This window comes from Mesorhizobium sp. LMG17149 (genome assembly GCF_024518695.1).
Classification (GTDB): domain Bacteria; phylum Pseudomonadota; class Alphaproteobacteria; order Rhizobiales; family Rhizobiaceae; genus Mesorhizobium.
In genome coordinates this window covers 162,857-181,515 of sequence record NZ_JANIFL010000011.1, presented here as the reverse complement: position 1 = coordinate 181,515, position 18,659 = coordinate 162,857, and the positions used below count along the sequence as shown (strand labels likewise).

Sequence of the window (18,659 nt, the reverse complement as noted above, 5' to 3'; positions counted from 1 at the left end):
CAGTTTACTTCGCCACGATCTGGGCCAGCATCGCCGGAACGATGATCCGGTGGAACGGCATGATGATCGCAAGATAGGCGCGGCCGAGCCAATTGTGCGTCTTGACGATCGTCGTCGCGGCCACCTCTTGCCGGCCCATGCCGAGATCCCTGACTTCGACCAGGACACGGAAATCGAGATGCCTGTCGTCGAGGCCAAGCACAACCTTGCCGGGAAACTGGCTGATGAGCGGAAATATCCCGATCCGGCCCGACGGCAACACCGCAGTTTCCAGGCCCGTCTTCAGCCGGAACGGCTTGACGGCAAGGTTGCGCAGCGCCATGAGCCTGCCGACCCAGGGCGGCGTTCGCCCCAGGGCGCGTTCCGCCGCGCCGAGTGCCGTTAAAGAAAGACCCTGGGTGATCAGCACAAAGCGGTCGGCGAACTGGGCTCCGGCGAGAACATCGCAGTGATTCGGGACAAACTCTGCTATGGGATTCGTCACGACAAAAATCCTCCGGAAAAACCCATAATAGGCACCAACTTGGCGCGTTGCGTGGCGAAACAACGCCATTCCGGCGCCGGAACGGCGGGATTGTCCTTGTTTTTGGCGTTTTCCAACCCTAGCGTGAAACCAGTTCAATGATTGCGCGTTATATGGTGTTGATTGATATTTTTCATCCACGGAGGACACTTTTATGGCGAACGCACCGAATCCAAACGACCCGTTCAATCCCAACACCACCAACACCACCATCAAGCAGAGCGGTGGCGGCGGTAGTGGCTGGCTGATTGCGCTGGTCGTCGTTATTCTGGCGGTTGTCGCGTATTATATTTTCGGAAGAAGCGGTGAGCACCCGGCACCCGCCGAGCCGCCGGCGGCCAGCACACCGGCGCCCGCACCGGCACCGGCCGAACCGATGAAGCCGGCCGAACCTGCGCCAGCACCCGCGCCTGCTCCGGCGCCTGCAGAACCGGCGCCTGCCCCGGCACCAGCGCCTGCACCGGCTCCGGCACCGGCCCCAGCGCCTGCACCGGCCAACTGATCGGCTCGATATCAAATACGAACGGCCCGCCGAAAGGCGGGCCGTTTTGTAGGGATCGCTACGTTCGTCACCCTCGGGCTTGACCGAGGATAGTGCCTTTAGATGTGGATCGGCTTGAAGAACGTTGCCAGCGCCGCCTCCTTGATCGCCTCCGACATCGTCGGATGCGCGTGGCAGGTGCGGGCGAGATCCTCAGACGAGCCGCCGAATTCCATCAGCACCGCCGCCTCGTGGATCATCTCGCCTGCGCCGAAGCCGACAATATGCACGCCGAGTACGCGGTCGCTCGTCTTGTCGGCGAGGATCTTCACAAAACCGTCGGTGTGCAGCATGGCGCGCGCCCGGCCATTGGCGCTGAACGGGAACTTTCCCACCTTGTAGTCGATACCGGCCTTCTTCAGCTCTTCCTCGGTCTTGCCGACCGAGGCGATTTCCGGGCTGGTGTAGACGACGCTCGGAATGACGTCATAGTTCACGTGGCCGGCCTGGCCGGCAATGGTTTCGGCCACCGCCACGCCCTCGTCCTCGGCCTTGTGTGCCAGCATCGGCCCGGCGATGACATCGCCGATGGCATAGATGCCCGAGACATTGGTCTTGAGATGACCATCGGTCTTGACCCGGCCGCGCTCGTCGACCTCGACGCCGGCTTCCCCGAGCCCGAGCCTGTCGGCATAGGCGCGGCGGCCGGTGGCGATCAGCACGGCATCGGCCTCGATCGTCTCGGCGGCGCCGCCCTTGACCGGCTCGAAGGTGACGGTCGCACCCTTCTTGGCCTTGGCGACACCGGTGACCTTGGCGCCGAGCTTGAACTCGAAGCCCTGCTTTGAAAGCAAGCGCTGGAACTGCTTGGAAACCTCGCCGTCCATGCCGCCGAGGATGGTGTCGAGGAACTCGACCACGGTGACCTTGGCGCCGAGCCGTGCCCACACCGAGCCGAGCTCGAGCCCGATGACACCGCCGCCGACCACCACCAGATGGCCGGGAACCTTATCAAGCGACAATGCGCCGGTCGACGACACGATCACCTTCTCGTCGATGTCGACCTTGACGCCGGGAATGCCGGCGACATCCGAGCCGGTGGCGATGACGATGTTCCTGGTCTCGATCTCCTCGACCTTGCCGTCCTCGGAGGTGACAGACACCTTGCCGGCGGCGAGCACCTTGCCGGTGCCGCGGAAACTATCGATCTTATTCTTCTTGAACAGAAAGGCGACGCCGTTGACGTTCGACGACACCGTCGCATCCTTGTGCGCCATCATCTTCTTCAGGTTCAATTTCGGCGCTGATATCTCGACGCCGAGCGTGTCGAAGGAGTGACCGGCCTCGGCGAACATCTCGGAGGCATGGAGCAGCGCCTTGGAAGGGATGCAGCCGATGTTGAGGCAGGTACCGCCGAAGGTCGCGTTCTTCTCGACCACCGCGACCCTGAGCCCGAGCTGCGCCGCCTTGATGGCGCAGACATAGCCGCCCGGTCCCGATCCGATGATAACGACGTCATAAGCCATGATACTGTCCTTCTGTTTGAGCATGATGCCGTGTGACGCGGTTTTCGGATAACATCCTGCTCGATCTGCTTGAGAGCGCTCAGCGGCCGCCGCTTACATTCAGGATCGCGCCTGTCGTATAGGACGCGGCGTCGGAGAGAAGATAGAGAACCGCGCCGGCGACTTCATCCACTGTACCGGCTCTTTTCATCGGCAGCAGGTCGCGGAACCGCTCCACCCTGTCCGGCTGCCCGCCGGAAGCGTGGATGTCCGTGTCGATGATGCCAGGGCGCACCGCATTGACGCGGATGCCTTCCAGCGCCACCTCGCGGGCGAGCCCGATGGTGAAGGTGTCGATGGCGCCCTTGGAGGCGGCATAATCGACATACTCGCCCGGCGAGCCCAATGTCGCTGCCGCCGACGAGATGTTGACTATGGACCCGCCCGACCCGCCATGGCGGGTCGACATGCGCTTCACCGCCTCACGGGCGCAGAGGAACGAGCCGACGACATTGACGCGCATCATGCGCTCCAGCCGCGAAACGTCCATCTCGTCGACGCGCGCCTTGACGTCGACGATGCCGGCATTGTTGACGAAGGCATCGAGCCGTCCATAGGCGCGGTCGACGGCCTCGAACATGGCCACGATATCGGCCTCGCTGCCGACATCGCCCTTGACCGCAAAAGCCTCGCCGCCGGCAGCCTCGATATCGGCGACCAGTGCATTGGCGGCATCCTGATTCGAAGCATAATTGACCGCGACCCGGTAGCCGGCCTCCGACCCAAACCGGCAGATCGCGGCTCCAATGCCGCGGCTGCCGCCGGTGACCAGCAGCACCTTTTGCGTCCCGCTCATTCCTGGCATCCCTTCAAGGCAAACACATCCCACGGCACTTTCGAAAACCCGCTGCCGCCATAAGCGCTGGACTGCCGCAGCGACGGCCCGAGATCCGGCAGGATCAGCATCTTCGGCGCTTCGACACCTTCGGCCGGCAGCAGCCCGATTTTGCCCTTGTCATCCGCCGTGTAGATGACGCCATGCCAGGGCGTGCAGGCGGCAAGTTCCTCGCCGGTGACGTCGCCCTCGGGGCATTTGTACATCAGCGCGCCGTTCGGCCGTGACACGCCCTCGCTCCACATGACGATACCGTTCAGCACCACATCGTTGTCGAGGATCATGCGGAAGCTGTTGGTGACCGTCGCCGAGGTGCCGGTCGGCGTGAAACCGATTTCGCTGCCGCTTTGGGTGTCGCCATAGACAGCGAGTTCGATCGGACAGGCGGCATTTGCGGCAGAGTCGGTGAACAACACGGCCAGCATTCCGGCTGCACATCGGATAGTGGGCGATAGGACGCTTTGCATCAGCGCGACCTACTTGCTCTCGCGGCCATCGGCGTTTTCCAGCACGCCGAAATCGGTCAGCAGCAACAACGGCTCGCCTGCTGCGTCCAGTCCCCAGAATGACGGATAAAATCCATCACCCCAGCCGCTCCAGAACATCGCGATGTTGAGCGGGTTGCCGGCAACCGGATGATGCATGACGAACCTGTCCTGGTTGGGTGCGAATTCGGCGGCCAGCACGTCGTCATAGTAATTCTCGTCGGCCTTGAGCTTGTCCTGTTCGGCCGACATCAGCGCCATCGCCGTCTTGTCCATGAAAGAGCCAAGGCCGGCATCGACGGGGTAGCCGAACATTTCGTCGTCCTTCAGGGTCGACACGTCCTGGTCTGGCAAGGTCGCCAGTTCCCAGCGGACCGGCGTGCCTGGGCGGAGCCGAAGGAACGCTGCTGCCACACGTCCCTGGGCCTCGAACAGAGAAACCGGATAACTTCCAGGTTTGACCTTGCGGCTCAATGCTGGCCAGTCATCGCCTGTGACCAGAGGATCGCAGGCCATAATCTCGCCCGTCGGCAATTCGAGTTGGCCGATCGGGGTGACCGTTATCTTTCGCTCCGCCAATTGCACGTCACTAAGGGCAAAGATGCCGAGGTTGCTGCTCACCTTTGCCGGATTCCATCCGGCGGCGATTGCCAGCGAAGGAACAGCAGTGGACAAGCCAAGCCAGAAAATACTGCGCCGAAAAGTCCGCTGCGCGCCGCCCGCGGCCCGGCCCAGTTTGAACCCGAACCGTTCCAGCCAGCCGCTCACGGGGCGGTTGGCCTTGCTCACAGATCGAGCACCAGCCGTTCCGGATCCTCCAGGCTTTCCTTGACGCGGACCAGGAAGGTCACCGCTTCCTTGCCGTCGACGATGCGGTGATCGTAGCTGAGCGCCAGATACATCATCGGCCGGATCACGATCTGGCCGCCGACCACGACAGGCCTGTCCTGGATCTTGTGCATGCCCAGAATGCCCGACTGCGGCGCGTTGAGGATCGGCGTCGACATCAGCGACCCGTAAACGCCACCGTTGGAAATCGTAAACGTGCCGCCTTGCATGTCGGCGACCGACAGCTTGCCGTCGCGCGCGGCGATGCCCAGCCGGCCGATATCCTTTTCGATCTCGGCGATCGACATCTGGTCGGCATTGCGCACCACCGGCACGACAAGACCCTTCTCGGTGCCGACGGCGACGCCGATATGGGCATAATTCTTGAAGATGATGTCGGTGGCGTCGATCTCGGCGTTGACCGAGGGGATTTCCTTCAGCGCATGCGTAACGGCCTTGGTGAAGAAGCCCATGAAACCGAGCTTCACGCCGTGCTTCTTTTCGAACACGTCCTTGTACTTGGTCCGTAGCGCCATCACCGCTGACATGTCGACCTCGTTGAAGGTGGTCAGCATGGCTGCGGTCGACTGCGCCTCCTTGAGACGGCGGGCGATGGTCTGGCGCAGTTTGGTCATGCGCACGCGCTCCTCGCGCGACGCATCGTCGCCCGAGGACGGCGCGCGTACGGCAACCGGTGCAGGTGCCGCCTTCGGCGTCTCCGCCGGCTGCGACGGCGCACCCTTGGAGATGGCGTCGAGCACGTCGCCTTTCAGCACCTGGCCACGCTTTCCCGAACCGGAGATCTGGTCGACCGAGAGATTGCTTTCGGCGATCAGTTTCGCCGCGGCCGGTGCCGGTGGCATGGTGCGCGGCTCGACCGGGCCGGCATCGCCGGCGATCTTGGCGGTCTCGGCCGCGGCCTGCTTGCCGGTCGATGCTGCATCCGGCGACGAGGCCTGCGACACCGCCTGCGGCTTGGTCGCTGGTGCGGCGGCAGTGCCACCTGCCGAAATCGAACCGAGCAGCGCACCGACACCGACAGTCTCACCTTCCTTGGCGGTGATATCGCTTAAGGTTCCGGCAGCGGCGGCAGGCACCTCCACCGTCACCTTGTCGGTCTCGAGCTCGACCAGCGGCTCGTCGGCGACGATCGCGTCGCCGACCTTCTTGAACCATTTGCCGATGGTCGCTTCGGTGACGGATTCGCCGAGAGTGGGAACGCGGATTTCGGTAGCCATTGTGCCTGTCCGTTTTCTTTCGGTTCTGTTATTCGCCCAGATCTTCTCTATTCGCCGAGCGCGTCTTCGAGCAAGGCGGCGAGCTGGGCGAGATGCTTCGACATCAGTCCGGTCGCCGGCGAGGCGGCGGCCGGACGGCCGGTGTAGCGCACCCGCTGATGCTTGGCATCGATATGCGCCAGCACCCATTCCAGATAGGGGTCGATGAACGACCATGCGCCCATGTTCTTGGGCTCCTCCTGGCACCACACCATCTCGGCATTGCGGAAACGCGACAGTTCGGTGATCAGCGCCTTGGCCGGGAACGGATAAAGCTGCTCGACGCGCAGCAGATAGATGTCGTTGATGCCGCGCTTCTCGCGCTCCTCGTAAAGGTCGTAATAGACCTTGCCCGAACACAGCACGACGCGGCGGATCTTCGAATCCTTGGTGAGCTTGATCGCCTGGCCGGAAAGCAGCTGCGCATCGTCCCACAGCAGCCGGTGGAACGAGCTTTCGCCCGAAATTTCCGGCAGAGTCGACACCGCCCGCTTGTGGCGCAGCAGCGACTTCGGCGTCATCAGGATCAGCGGCTTACGGAAGTCGCGCTTCAGCTGCCGGCGCAATATGTGGAAGTAGTTGGCCGGCGTCGTACAGTTGGCCACTTGCATGTTATCTTCGGCGCAAAGCTGCAGGAAGCGTTCGAGCCGGGCCGAGGAGTGTTCCGGACCCTGGCCTTCATAACCATGCGGCAGCAGGCACACGAGGCCCGACATTCTGAGCCACTTGCGTTCACCCGAAGAGATGAACTGGTCGAACACCACCTGGGCACCGTTGGCGAAATCGCCGAACTGCGCTTCCCACAAGGTCAGCGCCTTGGGCTCGGCCAGGCTGTAGCCATATTCGAAGCCCAGCACCGCCTCTTCCGACAGCATCGAGTTGATGACTTCGTAGCCGGCTTGAGCCGCCGACAGATTGTTGAGCGGGATGTAGCGGGTCTCGTCGCGCTGGTCGTAAAGGACCGAATGGCGCTGCGAGAAGGTGCCGCGTTCTGAATCCTGCCCCGACAGGCGGATCGGATTGCCGTCGAGCAGTATGGCGCCAAAGGCCAGCGCCTCGGCCGTCGACCAGTCGATGCCTTCGCCCGACTCGATCGCCTGACGGCGGTTTTCGAGGAAGCGGATGATCGTCTTGTGCGCCTCGAAATCCTTCGGCACCTCGGTCAGCTTCTTGCCGATTTCCTTCAGCGTCTTGACCGGCACGGCGGTCTTGCCGCGCCGCTGTTCGTCCTGGTTGTCGGCGGTGCGCAGGCCAGACCAGGCGCCGTCGAGCCAATCGGCCTTGTTGGGCTTGTAGTGCTGGCCGACTTCCCACTCGGATTCCAGATGCGCCCGCCAGTCGGCCTTGAGCTGGTCGAGCTCGGCCTGGGTGAGGTGACCCTCGGCGATCAGCCGGTCGCCATAGATCTGCACCGTCGTCTTGTGGGTGCGGATGTTGCGATACATGATCGGCTGGGTGAAGGCCGGCTCGTCGCCCTCATTGTGGCCGAAGCGGCGGTAGCAGAACATGTCGACCACGACAGGCTTGTGGAACTTCATGCGGAATTCGATCGCCACCTTGGTGGCGTGCACCACGGCTTCCGGATCGTCGCCATTGACGTGGAAGATCGGTGCTTCAATCATCTTGGCGACGTCGGACGGATAGGGCGACGAGCGCGAGAAGCGCGGATTGGTGGTGAAGCCGATCTGGTTGTTGATGATGAAATGCAGCGTGCCGGCGACGCGGTGGCCGCGCAGGCCGGACAGGCCGAGGATCTCGGCAATCACGCCCTGGCCGGCGAAGGCGGCATCGCCATGCAGCAAGAGCGGCAGTACCTTGGCGCGCTCTTCCAGCGGCACGATCTCCTCGCGGCTGCGGCCGAACAGGTAATCCTGCTTGGCGCGCGCCTTGCCCATCACCACCGGATCGACGATTTCCAGATGCGAGGGATTGGCGGTCAGGGACAGATGCACCTTGTTGCCGTCGAATTCGCGGTCCGACGAAGCGCCCAGATGGTACTTGACGTCGCCCGAACCCTCGACCTCGTCAGGTGCGGCCGAGCCGCCCTTGAACTCATGGAAGATGGCGCGGTGCGGCTTGGCCATCACCTGGGAAAGCACGTTGAGCCTTCCGCGATGCGCCATGCCGAGCACGATTTCCTTCATGCCGAGCTGGCCGCCGCGCTTGACGATCTGCTCCAGCGCCGGGATCAGCGCTTCACTGCCATCGAGGCCGAAGCGCTTGGTGCCCTTGTACTTGACGTCGATGAACTGCTCAAAACCTTCGGCCTCGACCAGCTTCTGCAGGATCGCCTTCTTGCCGGTGGCGGTGAAGGTGATCTCCTTGTCGGCACCTTCGATGCGGGCCTGGATCCAGGCCTTTTCCTCGGGGTCGGAAATATGCATGAACTCGACGCCGAGCGTCGAGCAATAGGTGCGCGTCAGGATTTCCAGCATCTGCCGGATGGTGCCGAATTCGAGCCCGAGCACATTGTCGAGGAAGATCGGCCGGTCATAGTCGGCAGCGGTGAAGCCGTAATTTTCCGGCGACAGCTCGTTGTAGTCCTCGAGCGGCTTGGCGATGCCGAGCGGGTCGAGATTGGCATGCAGATGGCCGCGCATGCGGTAGGCGCGGATCATCATGATGGCGCGCACCGAATCGCGCGTCGCCTGATGCACGTCGGCGTCGGACAGGACGACGCCGTTGGTGACCGCCTTGTCCTTGACTTTCTTTTCGATCGTCTTCTCGACGATACCCCAATTGCCGTCGAGCGCCGACACCAGTTCGCCATTGGCCTGCAGCGGCCAGGAGGGCTTGGCCCAGGAGGCGCCCTTGGCATTCCTGCGCACATCGCCGGCATCGTCCTTCAGCCCGGCAAAGAACTCCTGCCATTCGGGATTGACCGAGGCTGGATCGTCTTCATAGGCGGCATAGAGCGCATCGATGTAATCGGCGTTGCCGCCGTAAAGGAAAGAGGTGAGCGAAAATTGGTCGTTGGCCTGATCTTGTCTTGCCATTTTTGTCCGCGGAGCCCGGCTCCGTCTCCTGTTTTTGGAGGGAGTAGGGGAATAAGGGAATAGGGGAGTAGCGCTTTTTGCCGCTGCTATTTTCCCTACCGCCCTACTACCTACTCCCCTATTCCCTTAACCTTTGATCGCCTCGACCAGCGTCGTGCCCAGCCGCGCCGGCGAGGGCGATACCCTGATCCCGGCGGATTCCATTGCCGCGATCTTGTCTTCGGCGCCGCCCTTGCCGCCGGAGATGACCGCGCCGGCGTGGCCCATGGTGCGGCCGGCCGGCGCCGTGCGCCCGGCGATGAAGCCGGCCATCGGCTTCTTGCGGCCACGCTTGGCTTCGTCCTTGAGGAACTGCGCGGCGTCTTCCTCGGCCGAACCGCCGATCTCGCCGATCATGATGATCGACTTGGTCTCCTCGTCGGCGAGGAACATCTCGAGCACGTCGATGAATTCGGTGCCTTTGACGGGGTCGCCGCCGATGCCGACGGCGGTGGTCTGGCCGAGGCCGACATTGGTGGTCTGGAACACTGCCTCATAGGTAAGCGTTCCCGACCGCGAAACAACGCCGACCGAGCCCTTGCGGAAGATGTTTCCGGGCATGATGCCGATCTTGCATTCGTTGGGCGTGAGCACGCCCGGGCAGTTCGGCCCGATCAGGCGCGAGGTCGAGCGGTCGAGCCTGGCCTTGACCCTGATCATGTCCATCACCGGGATGCCTTCGGTGATGCAGATGATCAGCGGGATCTCGGCCTCGATCGCTTCGAGGATGGCTTCGGCGGCACCCGCCGGCGGCACATAGACGACCGAAGCGTTGGCACCGGTCTTTTCCTTGCCCTCGGCGACCGTGGCGAAGATCGGCAGGCTTTCACCCTTGGCGCCGGTCCACGTCTCGCCACCCTTCTTGGGATGAATGCCGCCGACCATTTTCGTGCCGTGATAAGCCAGCGCCTGCTCGGTGTGGAACGTACCGGTCTTGCCGGTCAGGCCCTGCACCAGCACCTTGGTGTTCTTGTCGACGAGGATGGACATGGGAGCCCTTTTCTAAAAACCGTTGATCGAGGAAAACATGGTCAGAGCCGCTTCAGGTCAGCGACCGTGAGGTCGCTCTTGGCGTTGCCGGTGTTGAGCGTCGTGGCCGGTTCGAACATCAGCACGACAGGCTCCGTGGTGAGTGAGCGCGGACGGTGTTCGACACCGCGCGGCACGACGATGAAGTCGCCCTCGCCGAGTTCGACCGGACCGTCGCGGAAATCGATGGCGATGCGCCCGCGCAGCACGAGGAAGGCTTCGTCCTCATTGTCATGCGCGTGCCAATCGAAGACCTCGCCGAACTTGGCGACCTTCGCCTGGCTGTCGTTGACGTCGCCGGCGATATGCGGATCGAAGACCTTCTTGATCTTTTGATCCGCCGCCTCGACCAAGTTTATCTTGCGCGGAGGCATCCGCTCAACCCTTCACCGCCGCCACGATCTTCTTGGCAGCATCATCGAGATCATCGGCCGACACCACGTTGAGACCGCTGTCGTTGATGATCTTCTTGCCAAGCTCGGCATTGGTGCCTTCCAGACGCACCACCAGCGGCACTTCCAGTCCGACTTCCTTGACCGCGGCAATGACGCCCTCGGCAATGATGTCGCACTTCATGATGCCGCCGAAGATGTTGATCAGGATACCCTTGACCGCCGGATCCCGGGTGATGATCTTGAACGCCGCCGTGACTTTTTCCTTGGATGCGCCGCCACCGACATCGAGGAAGTTGGCGGGCTCGGCACCATAGAGCTTGATGATGTCCATCGTCGCCATGGCGAGGCCGGCGCCGTTGACCATGCAGCCGATATTGCCGTCGAGCGCGACATAGGCGAGGTCGTATTTCGACGCCTCGATCTCCTTCTCGTCCTCTTCGGTGGTGTCGCGCAGTTCGAGCACGTCAGGGTGGCGGAACAGCGCGTTGTTGTCGAACGACACTTTCGCGTCGAGCACGCGCAGCCGGCCGTTCTTCATGACGATCAGCGGGTTGACCTCGAGCAGGCTCATGTCCTTTTCGACGAAGGCTTTGTAGAGGATCGGGAACAGCGTATCGCCGTCCTTGGCAGCATCGCCGTCGAGCTTCAGCGCACCGTTGAGCGCCTTCAGGTCGGCCGATGTGACGCCTTTTTCCGGATCGATGGCGACAGTGATGATCTTCTCCGGCGTGTCATGCGCGACCGCTTCGATGTCCATGCCGCCCTCGGTCGAGACGACGAAGGCGATGCGGCCGACCGAACGGTCGACCAGGATCGACAGATAGAGCTCGCGTTCGATGTCAGCGCCGTCCTCGATATAGAGGCGGTTGACCTGCTTGCCGGCCGGGCCGGTCTGCTTGGTCACCAGTGTGTTGCCCAGCATCTCGTTGGCGTTGGCGACGACATCGGCCACCGACTTGGCCAGCCGCACGCCGCCCTTGGCGTCCGGGCCGAGCTCGGTGAATTTGCCCTTGCCGCGTCCGCCGGCATGGATCTGGCTCTTCACCACATAGAGCGGGCCCGGCAGCGCCTTGGCGGCGGCTTCCGCTTCGCTCGCCTTGAACACCGGCACGCCTTCGGCCACGGGCGCGCCAAAGCTCTTCAGCAGCGCCTTGCCCTGATACTCATGGATGTTCATCTGGATGGTCTCCGGATCGACTGGGGGTTCACTTGCTGGAGATTCATTTGGAGGCGAGTTGCGGCGCGATCTTGACGCAGGCCTCGGTCAGGCCCTGCACCGTCGCCACAGAGGAGTCGAACATCTTCTGCTCGCTCTTGTTGAGTTCGATCTCGATGATACGCTCGACGCCGCCGGCGCCGATCACCACGGGAACGCCGACATAGGTGTTCTTGACGCCATACTGGCCGGAGAGATACGCCGCGCAGGGCAGCACGCGCTTCTTGTCCTTGAGATAGGCTTCGGCCATCGAGATCGCCGAAGCCGCCGGCGCGTAATAGGCCGAACCGGTCTTGAGCAGGCCGACGATCTCGGCGCCGCCGTCGCGGGTGCGCTGCACGATCTGGTCGAGCTTCTCCTTCGAGGTCCAGCCCATCTTGATGAGGTCGGGCAGTGGAATGCCCGATACCGTCGAATAGCGGATCATCGGCACCATGGAATCGCCGTGGCCGCCGAGCACGAACGCGGTGACGTCCTCGACCGAGACCTTGAATTCCTCCGCCAGGAAATAGCGGAAGCGCGCGCTGTCGAGCACGCCGGCCATGCCGACGACATGGCTGTTGGGCAGTCCTGAGAACTTCTGCAGCGCCCAGACCATGGCGTCGAGCGGGTTTGTGATGCAGATGACGAAGGCCTTCGGCGCATACTTCTTCAGCCCGGCGCCCACCTGTTCCATGACCTTGAGATTGATGCCCAAAAGGTCGTCGCGGCTCATGCCGGGCTTGCGCGGCACGCCGGCGGTGACGATGCAGACATCGGCGCCTTCGATGCCGGCATAGTCGTTGATGCCGGTGAGCCTGGAGTCGAAGCCATCGACCGGCGACGACTGCGCGATATCGAGCCCCTTGCCCTGCGGGATACCTTCGGCAATATCGAACAGCACCACGTCGCCGAGGTCCTTGAGGCCGATCATGTGAGCGAGCGTGCCGCCGATCATGCCAGAGCCGATAAGCGCTATCTTGTTGCGTGCCATGTGAGGATGTTTTCCCTTTGTCGGTGACGACGTCTCAAATCTCTGGTGACTTGATGGCGGCGTCGAAGAAGAGGCCGGAATGCTGCGGGGAACCGCGAATTTTCGCCGCACCCAATAGCCCCGGCACGGAAAAAATTCAAACGATTATTTTGGTGTCAGTGTTTTCAATCGGTTAGATCACTTGGTATTTACGTAAACGTCAAAGTTTGTAAGCCGACTTCGGAAGAAATAACCGATGAAGATGGAAATCGTAAGGCCGAATGCGGGCGATGACACCCTTGTGATGCGGGTAGCCGAGGAGGTTCGAGTTGTAGACGTCGGCGGGACAGCGCCCCCCCTCTGTCCTGCCGAGGGAGGGGACACGAAGGATCGCTACCGACGGATTCTCTGGAAATTCAGGCCTGCGCCTGCTGTGCCTCTGGCGCCGGCTTCCCCTTCTGCCGCGCCGCCCAATCCTCCAGCCAGTCGCGGCTTTGCATCTCGATCAGCCGCGATGCGGTGCGCTCGAACTCGAAGACTTCGACGCCGCGCTTGGCTGCATAAAGCGCTTGCGGCGGCGCATCGGCGCTCACCACCATCCGCACATGATGGTCGTAGAGCGTGTCGATCAGAAGGATGAAGCGCTTGGCCTCGTTGCGCTTGCCTTCGCCGAGCACCGGGACGTGGTCGATGAAAATGGTTGAGAAGCGCCCGGCGATCGCCAGGAAATCGCGCGCGCCAAGCGGCTTCTCGCAGAGATCGGCGAAGGAGAACCGCGCCGCATCGCCCGCCGCACGCGGCACGATCACCTGCCGTCCTTTGAGGGCAATCGATGTCTCGGCGGTCGGCGCGCCCCGCGTCATGGCTTGCCAGGCCTCGTCGAGTAGCTGGTCCGCCGCCGCATCGGCCGGCGTGACATAGACCGGTGTCCGGGCGAGCTTTTCCAGCCGGTAGTCTTTGTCGGCATCGAGCGCCAGCACCTGTGTGTGCCGCTCCAGTATGCCGATAAAGGGCAGGAAAAGCTGGCGGTTCAGCCCGTCGCTGTAGAGGTTTTCCGGCGCCACATTCGAGGTGGCGACCAGCACCACGCCGCTGGCAAACAGCGCCGAAAACAACCTGGACAGGATCATCGCGTCGGCAATGTCGGTGACCGAGAACTCGTCGAAGCACAGCACCCAGGCTTGCTCGGCAAGGGCCTTGGCCACCGGCGGGATCGGATCGTCTTCCCTGACGTCGCCATTCTTGCGCGCCTGCCGGTGCTTCTGGATACGGTCCTGCACGTCGGCCATGAAGTCGTTGAAGTGGACGCGGCGCTTGCGCCGCACCGGCAGCAAGTCGAAGAACATGTCCATCAGCATGGTCTTGCCGCGACCGACGCCGCCATGGATGTAGAGGCCTTTGACGGCCTCATGCGTCTCGCGCTTGCGGGCGAACAGCCAGCCCAGCGCGCTCGACTTATGCGCCAGCCGCTTGGCCGAAATCTCATCGGTCAGCCGGTCGAGTGCCGCAACGATCCGTTCCTGCGCCGGATCGCGGTCGATCGTACCGGTTTCCACCAGATGGTCGTAGCGCTGCCTGACGGTCGCATGGGTCTGGAGGCCGTCACGCAGATGCATCGGTCACGTCGTTCTGGAGCAATTCCGGGAACCGGAATTGCGTAAAACAAAAACTATCTCGTAAGCGAAATCGGCTGGCCGTTGGAAGTCTGGCCGTCGAATTTCGAGCCGCCCGAGGAATAGAGCCGCGCCAGCGCACCGCCGCTCTCGTCATAGAGCGTCAGCTGTTTGCCGGCGACGTTCCACGACTTGATGCCGTCCATCGGCGCCGGGCAATGCAGCGGCCCGGCGCGGAAGCCGGCGCCGAATTTGGTCTGCGGTGTCGCCACCTTGCAGCTCTGGCCCGCAACGCTGGCGTTCCAGACACCGGCGACGCTGGCGGCGGTCACGTCCGAAGCGCCGGCCGGCGCCGAGCCGTCCGAAGGCAGCGCGGCGACCTGGGTGTTCGCCGGCGCGGTCGGGAATTGCGAAGGGTCGGTGGTGCCGGGCGATGCCGGCGGCGGCAGTTGGTTCGCCGTCACCTTGCCGGCGGGCGCGGCCTCCAGCGGTGCCGGCTGCTGGTCATCCATCGAGGAAAAACGTGAGGTCGAACAGCCACTCGCAACGAGCGCCGCCAGCGATACGGCCACCAGACCGGTTTTCGAAAAAGTCATTCCAACCTCCGTCGGATCCGGCTGGGGGGAAGCCGTCCGCACAATCTCACCCCCACCAAGATGGAGAAGGTGGCGAAATTTCAACCCGATATGGTTAAAATACAGTTTGCAGCAAGAATTGTTGCAAATTTATCGCAATCACGACGGCTGAGCGTTTGTCGCGCGTCGCTTGGGAATTCCGGTCAACACTTCGTCGGTGGACGCTTGCGCGAACCGCCTCAGCGCCTATGTCTGGAAAGCGAAACCCTGCTGGAGCCGCAAATTGGCCGCGAGAAAGACTGCCGCCAATCGCTATTACAGCGGCCCGCCCAGCGACCATTTCGACGGCGCATTGTTCTTCAATCCCGACGGCCAGCCACCCGGCCGTTTCGCCGACCTGCTGAAATGGCAGTTGAATGGCCAGCGCTCGAAATGGCCGGCGAGCGATGCAAGCCCCTTTCCGCAGGTAAAACCGGCGACAAGGGTCGAGGGCGCCGCGCTGGAAGTGACGATGGTTGGTCATTCCACCTTGCTGGTCCAGACGGCCGGTCTGAACATCCTCACCGATCCGGTGTGGTCGCTGCGCGCATCGCCGCTTTCCTTCGCCGGACCAAAACGCATCAATGCGCCAGGCATCGCCTTTGCCGACCTGCCGCCGATCGACTTCGTGCTGGTCAGCCACAACCACTATGACCATCTCGACCTCGCCACGTTGAAGCGGCTGAAGGCCGGCCACGACCCGCTGGTGCTCACTCCGCTCGGCAACGACGCCATCATCGAAGCTGCCGTGCCCGGCATGCGACTGTCGGCGCATGACTGGGGCGACAGGGTCGAGATCGGCAATGGCGCCGCCGTCCATGTAGAGCCGGTGCATCACTGGTCGGCGCGTGGCGCCCGCGACCGGCGCATGGCGCTGTGGGCCGGCTTCGTCGTCGAAACGCCTGACAGCAAGCTCTATTTCGCCGGCGACACCGGCTTTCACAATGGCATCAACTACCGGCTGATGGCTGAGAAACATGGCGGTTTCCGCTTCGCCATCCTGCCGATCGGCGCCTATGAGCCGCGCTGGTTCATGGCGCCGCAGCACCAGAACCCCTGGGAAGCCGTGCAAGGCATGACACTGTGCAATGCCGCCCATGCCGCCGGCTGTCATTGGGGAACTTTCCAGCTCACTGACGAGCCGATCGACGAGCCGGCGCGCAAATTGACCGAGGCGCTTGACGATCAAGGCATCCCACGGCAGCGCTTTCGCGCCTTGCGGCCGGGCGAGGTATGGAATGTACCGGAGCACATAGTGCCCTGATCCGCATCGGTTTCGACGGAACCCCAGCGCGGCAACAGCGTTTCATGCGGTTGAAAAATCTGTCGAGTTGCGAGGCATCGCCATGCTCAAATGGATCATCATCCTCCTGATCGTCGCCGCGGCGGCGAGCCTGCTCGGCATGCCGGCGCTGGCAGGTGCTGCCGCCACCGGCGCGCGCATCCTTATCGGCATCGTTCTGATCATCTTCCTGCTGGTGGTGCTGGGCATTTTCGCCGTCACGTGAGTCCGGCGCTTTCGCCGTGACCAAGCGGCTGCGCACTGGTAATTCCTGCCCGTTTCCGCCATATAGCGCCAAACGGACACGGAATTTCCGGAGCAATGGCCAGCACTGCCCCTTTCGCCAAGATGAACGGCATCGGCAACGAGATCATCGTTGCCGATATGCGCGGCCGTGCCGATCGAGTGACGGGGGCGGCGGCGATTGCGCTGAACGCCGATGCCGCGACCAGCTTCGACCAGATCATGGCGATCCACGACGCAAGGACGCCGGGCACCGCCTTTTTCATCGACATATTGAATTCCGACGGAACTGGCGCGCAGGCCTGCGGCAATGGCATGCGCTGCGTCGTCCAGGCGCTCGCCGCCGAGACCGGCCAGAAGATCTTCACCTTCGAAACCGTGGCGGCCATCCTCAATGCGCGCGAACATGCCGACGGCTCGATCTCGGTCGATATGGGCACGCCACGCTTCGGCTGGCAGGATATCCCGCTGGCCGAGGAATTCCGCGACACCCGCATGATCGAGCTGCAGATCGGCCCGATCGACGCGCCGGTGCTGCATTCCCCCTCGGTCGTCTCGATGGGCAATCCGCACGCCATCTTCTGGGTCGACAATGACGTCTGGTCCTATGAGCTCGACCGCTTCGGCCCGCTGCTCGAGAACCATCCGATGTTCCCCGAGCGCGCCAACATCACCATCGCTCAGGTTACTTCGCCCGAAACCATGATCATCCGCACCTGGGAGCGCGGCGCCGGACTGACCAAGGCCTGCGGCTCGGCCGCCTGCGCGGCCGTGGTGGCCGCGGCCCGCACCAACCGGACCGGCCGCAGCGTTAGCCTGTTGACGCCAGGCGGCGGTACGCTGCATGTCGAATGGCGCGACGATGACCATGTGGTGCTGACCGGCGCCGCCGAATGGGAATTTTCCGGCAGCTTCGACCCGTCGAACGGGACATGGGCCCGCGACACCGAAAGCGCGGCCTGATGTCCGCTCTGCCCAAGAGCCCGGTGTCCAAGGGCATCGATGTCGTCACCTTCGGCTGCCGGCTCAACACCTATGAATCGCAGGTGATGCGGCGCGAGGCCGAAAGTGCCGGTCTGGGCGCGCTGGAAGGCGGCGCTTTGATCTTCAACACCTGCGCCGTGACAGGCGAAGCAGTGCGCCAGGCCAAGCAGGCGATCCGCAAGGCCCGCCGCGACAACCCACGGGCACGCATCATCGTCACCGGCTGCGCCGCGCAGACCGAGCCTGAAAAATTCGCCGCCATGGACGAGGTCGATCTCGTGCTTGGCAATGAAGAGAAGCTGAACGCCAATTCCTATCGCGCGCTGCCGGATTTCGGCGTCAACGACACCGAGAAGGCGCGCGTCAACGATATCTTTTCGGTGCGTGAGACCGCAGGCCACATGGTCGACGCCATCGAGGGCCGGGCGCGCGCCTTCGTCCAGGTGCAGAATGGCTGCGACCACCGCTGCACCTTCTGCATCATTCCCTACGGCCGCGGCAATTCGCGCTCGGTGCCGATGGGCGCCGTGGTCGAGCAGGTCAAGCGGCTCGCCGGCAACGGCTATGCCGAGATCGTGCTGACCGGCGTCGACATGACATCATTCGGCGCCGATCTGCCGGGGGCGCCGAAGCTCGGCAAACTGGTGAAAACAATCCTGAAACAGGTGCCCGACGTGAAGCGGCTGCGGCTGTCGTCGATCGATTCGATCGAAGCCGACGGCGATTTGCTCGATGCCATCGCCACCGAGCCCAGGCTGATGCCGCATTTGCATCTGTCGCTGCAATCGGGCGACGACATGATCCTGAAGCGGATGAAGCGAAGGCACCTACGCGATCAGTCGATCCGCTTCTGCGAGGATGTGCGCAAGCTGCGCCCCGGTATCGTCTTTGGAGCCGACATCATCGCCGGCTTCCCGACCGAGACCGACGAAATGTTCGAGAACTCGGAGAAAATCGTCGAGGAGTGTGGCCTGACCCATCTCCACGTCTTCCCCTTCAGCCCACGCGAAGGCACGCCCGCCGCGCGCATGCCGCAGCTGCGCCGCGAGGTGGTCAAACTGCGCGCCGCCCGGCTGCGTGCCGCCGGTGAAGCTGCCTATGTCAGGCATCTGTCGTCGCTCACCGGAACGCGCCAGTCGATCCTGATCGAGCGCGACGGCGTTGGCCGCACCGAGGGTTTTACGCTTGCCGCACTCGGCACGGGCGCACCGGGTGAGATCGTCGAGGCTGAGATATCAGGCCACGATGGCAGCAGGCTGATCGCGGCGCCCCTTGCCGCCCGCGCCGCCTGAGAAACGCAAA

18 protein-coding genes are annotated in these 18,659 nt (G+C 63.1%); 5 read left to right on the top strand and 13 right to left on the bottom strand.

What is annotated here, in order from left to right:
• Window positions 1-4 precede the first annotated feature (4 nt).
• Window positions 5-664 (bottom strand): DUF2867 domain-containing protein, encoded by a 660-nt coding sequence (locus NP945_RS24720; protein ID WP_372337987.1) that lies wholly within the window; start codon window positions 662-664, stop codon window positions 5-7.
• A 13-nt stretch (window positions 665-677) separates the two neighbouring features.
• On the opposite strand from NP945_RS24720, the gene NP945_RS24715 reads away from it, so the two are divergent.
• Window positions 678-1,025: a hypothetical protein gene (locus NP945_RS24715; protein WP_127273296.1), complete on the top strand. Its 348-nt coding sequence runs from the start codon at window positions 678-680 to the stop codon at window positions 1,023-1,025.
• 98 nt (window positions 1,026-1,123) lie between these two features.
• On the opposite strand, the gene lpdA is transcribed toward NP945_RS24715, so the two are convergent.
• The 12 genes from lpdA to NP945_RS24655 form a co-directional block, all read right to left on the bottom strand.
• A complete protein-coding gene (lpdA, locus tag NP945_RS24710; protein ID WP_256747795.1) occupies window positions 1,124-2,554 on the bottom strand; it encodes a dihydrolipoyl dehydrogenase in 1,431 nt (476 codons plus the stop codon).
• 55 nt (window positions 2,555-2,609) lie between these two features.
• Window positions 2,610-3,365 (bottom strand): SDR family oxidoreductase, encoded by a 756-nt coding sequence (locus NP945_RS24705; RefSeq protein WP_256747794.1) that lies wholly within the window; start codon window positions 3,363-3,365, stop codon window positions 2,610-2,612.
• The gene (locus NP945_RS24700) at window positions 3,362-3,829 is read right to left on the bottom strand and encodes a hypothetical protein (protein ID WP_256747793.1); all 468 of its coding nucleotides are present in this window, start codon (window positions 3,827-3,829) and stop codon (window positions 3,362-3,364) included. The genes NP945_RS24705 and NP945_RS24700 overlap by 4 nt, the downstream gene beginning before the upstream one ends.
• Window positions 3,830-3,880: 51 nt before the next feature.
• Entirely contained in the window at window positions 3,881-4,579 is a 699-nt protein-coding gene (locus NP945_RS24695) for a DUF4241 domain-containing protein (RefSeq protein WP_256747848.1), read from the bottom strand.
• A gap of 95 nt (window positions 4,580-4,674) precedes the next feature.
• Window positions 4,675-5,955 (bottom strand): 2-oxoglutarate dehydrogenase complex dihydrolipoyllysine-residue succinyltransferase, encoded by a 1,281-nt coding sequence (odhB, locus tag NP945_RS24690; protein ID WP_256747792.1) that lies wholly within the window; start codon window positions 5,953-5,955, stop codon window positions 4,675-4,677.
• A gap of 47 nt (window positions 5,956-6,002) precedes the next feature.
• Window positions 6,003-8,990, bottom strand: a complete 2,988-nt coding sequence (locus NP945_RS24685; RefSeq protein WP_127267775.1) for a 2-oxoglutarate dehydrogenase E1 component — start codon at window positions 8,988-8,990, stop codon at window positions 6,003-6,005.
• A gap of 126 nt (window positions 8,991-9,116) precedes the next feature.
• A complete protein-coding gene (sucD, locus tag NP945_RS24680; RefSeq protein ID WP_256747791.1) occupies window positions 9,117-10,019 on the bottom strand; it encodes a succinate--CoA ligase subunit alpha in 903 nt (300 codons plus the stop codon).
• Window positions 10,020-10,060: 41 nt separating this feature from the next.
• Entirely contained in the window at window positions 10,061-10,432 is a 372-nt protein-coding gene (locus tag NP945_RS24675; protein ID WP_256747790.1) for a cupin domain-containing protein, read from the bottom strand.
• 4 nt (window positions 10,433-10,436) lie between these two features.
• Window positions 10,437-11,630 (bottom strand): ADP-forming succinate--CoA ligase subunit beta, encoded by a 1,194-nt coding sequence (gene sucC, locus NP945_RS24670; RefSeq protein ID WP_024504973.1) that lies wholly within the window; start codon window positions 11,628-11,630, stop codon window positions 10,437-10,439.
• Between the two features lie 43 nt (window positions 11,631-11,673).
• Entirely contained in the window at window positions 11,674-12,642 is a 969-nt protein-coding gene (mdh, locus tag NP945_RS24665) for a malate dehydrogenase (RefSeq protein ID WP_013528846.1), read from the bottom strand.
• Window positions 12,643-13,037: 395 nt separating this feature from the next.
• Window positions 13,038-14,237, bottom strand: a complete 1,200-nt coding sequence (gene zapE / locus NP945_RS24660; protein ID WP_127330165.1) for a cell division protein ZapE — start codon at window positions 14,235-14,237, stop codon at window positions 13,038-13,040.
• Between the two features lie 53 nt (window positions 14,238-14,290).
• Entirely contained in the window at window positions 14,291-14,830 is a 540-nt protein-coding gene (locus tag NP945_RS24655) for a protease inhibitor Inh/omp19 family protein (RefSeq protein ID WP_023811288.1), read from the bottom strand.
• A 262-nt stretch (window positions 14,831-15,092) separates the two neighbouring features.
• Between NP945_RS24655 and NP945_RS24650 the strand changes: the two genes are divergently transcribed.
• The 4 genes from NP945_RS24650 to mtaB all read left to right on the top strand — a co-directional run bounded on the left by NP945_RS24650 (window position 15,093) and on the right by mtaB (window position 18,649).
• Window positions 15,093-16,112, top strand: coding sequence for an MBL fold metallo-hydrolase (locus NP945_RS24650; protein ID WP_256747789.1), 1,020 nt, complete (start codon window positions 15,093-15,095; stop codon window positions 16,110-16,112).
• Between the two features lie 82 nt (window positions 16,113-16,194).
• Window positions 16,195-16,356, top strand: a complete 162-nt coding sequence (locus NP945_RS24645; RefSeq protein WP_013528842.1) for a DUF1328 family protein — start codon at window positions 16,195-16,197, stop codon at window positions 16,354-16,356.
• Between the two features lie 95 nt (window positions 16,357-16,451).
• The gene (gene dapF / locus NP945_RS24640; RefSeq protein ID WP_256747788.1) at window positions 16,452-17,336 is read left to right on the top strand and encodes a diaminopimelate epimerase; all 885 of its coding nucleotides are present in this window, start codon (window positions 16,452-16,454) and stop codon (window positions 17,334-17,336) included.
• Window positions 17,336-18,649 (top strand): tRNA (N(6)-L-threonylcarbamoyladenosine(37)-C(2))-methylthiotransferase MtaB, encoded by a 1,314-nt coding sequence (gene mtaB / locus NP945_RS24635; RefSeq protein WP_256747787.1) that lies wholly within the window; start codon window positions 17,336-17,338, stop codon window positions 18,647-18,649. The genes dapF and mtaB overlap by 1 nt, the downstream gene beginning before the upstream one ends.
• Window positions 18,650-18,659 lie beyond the last annotated feature (10 nt).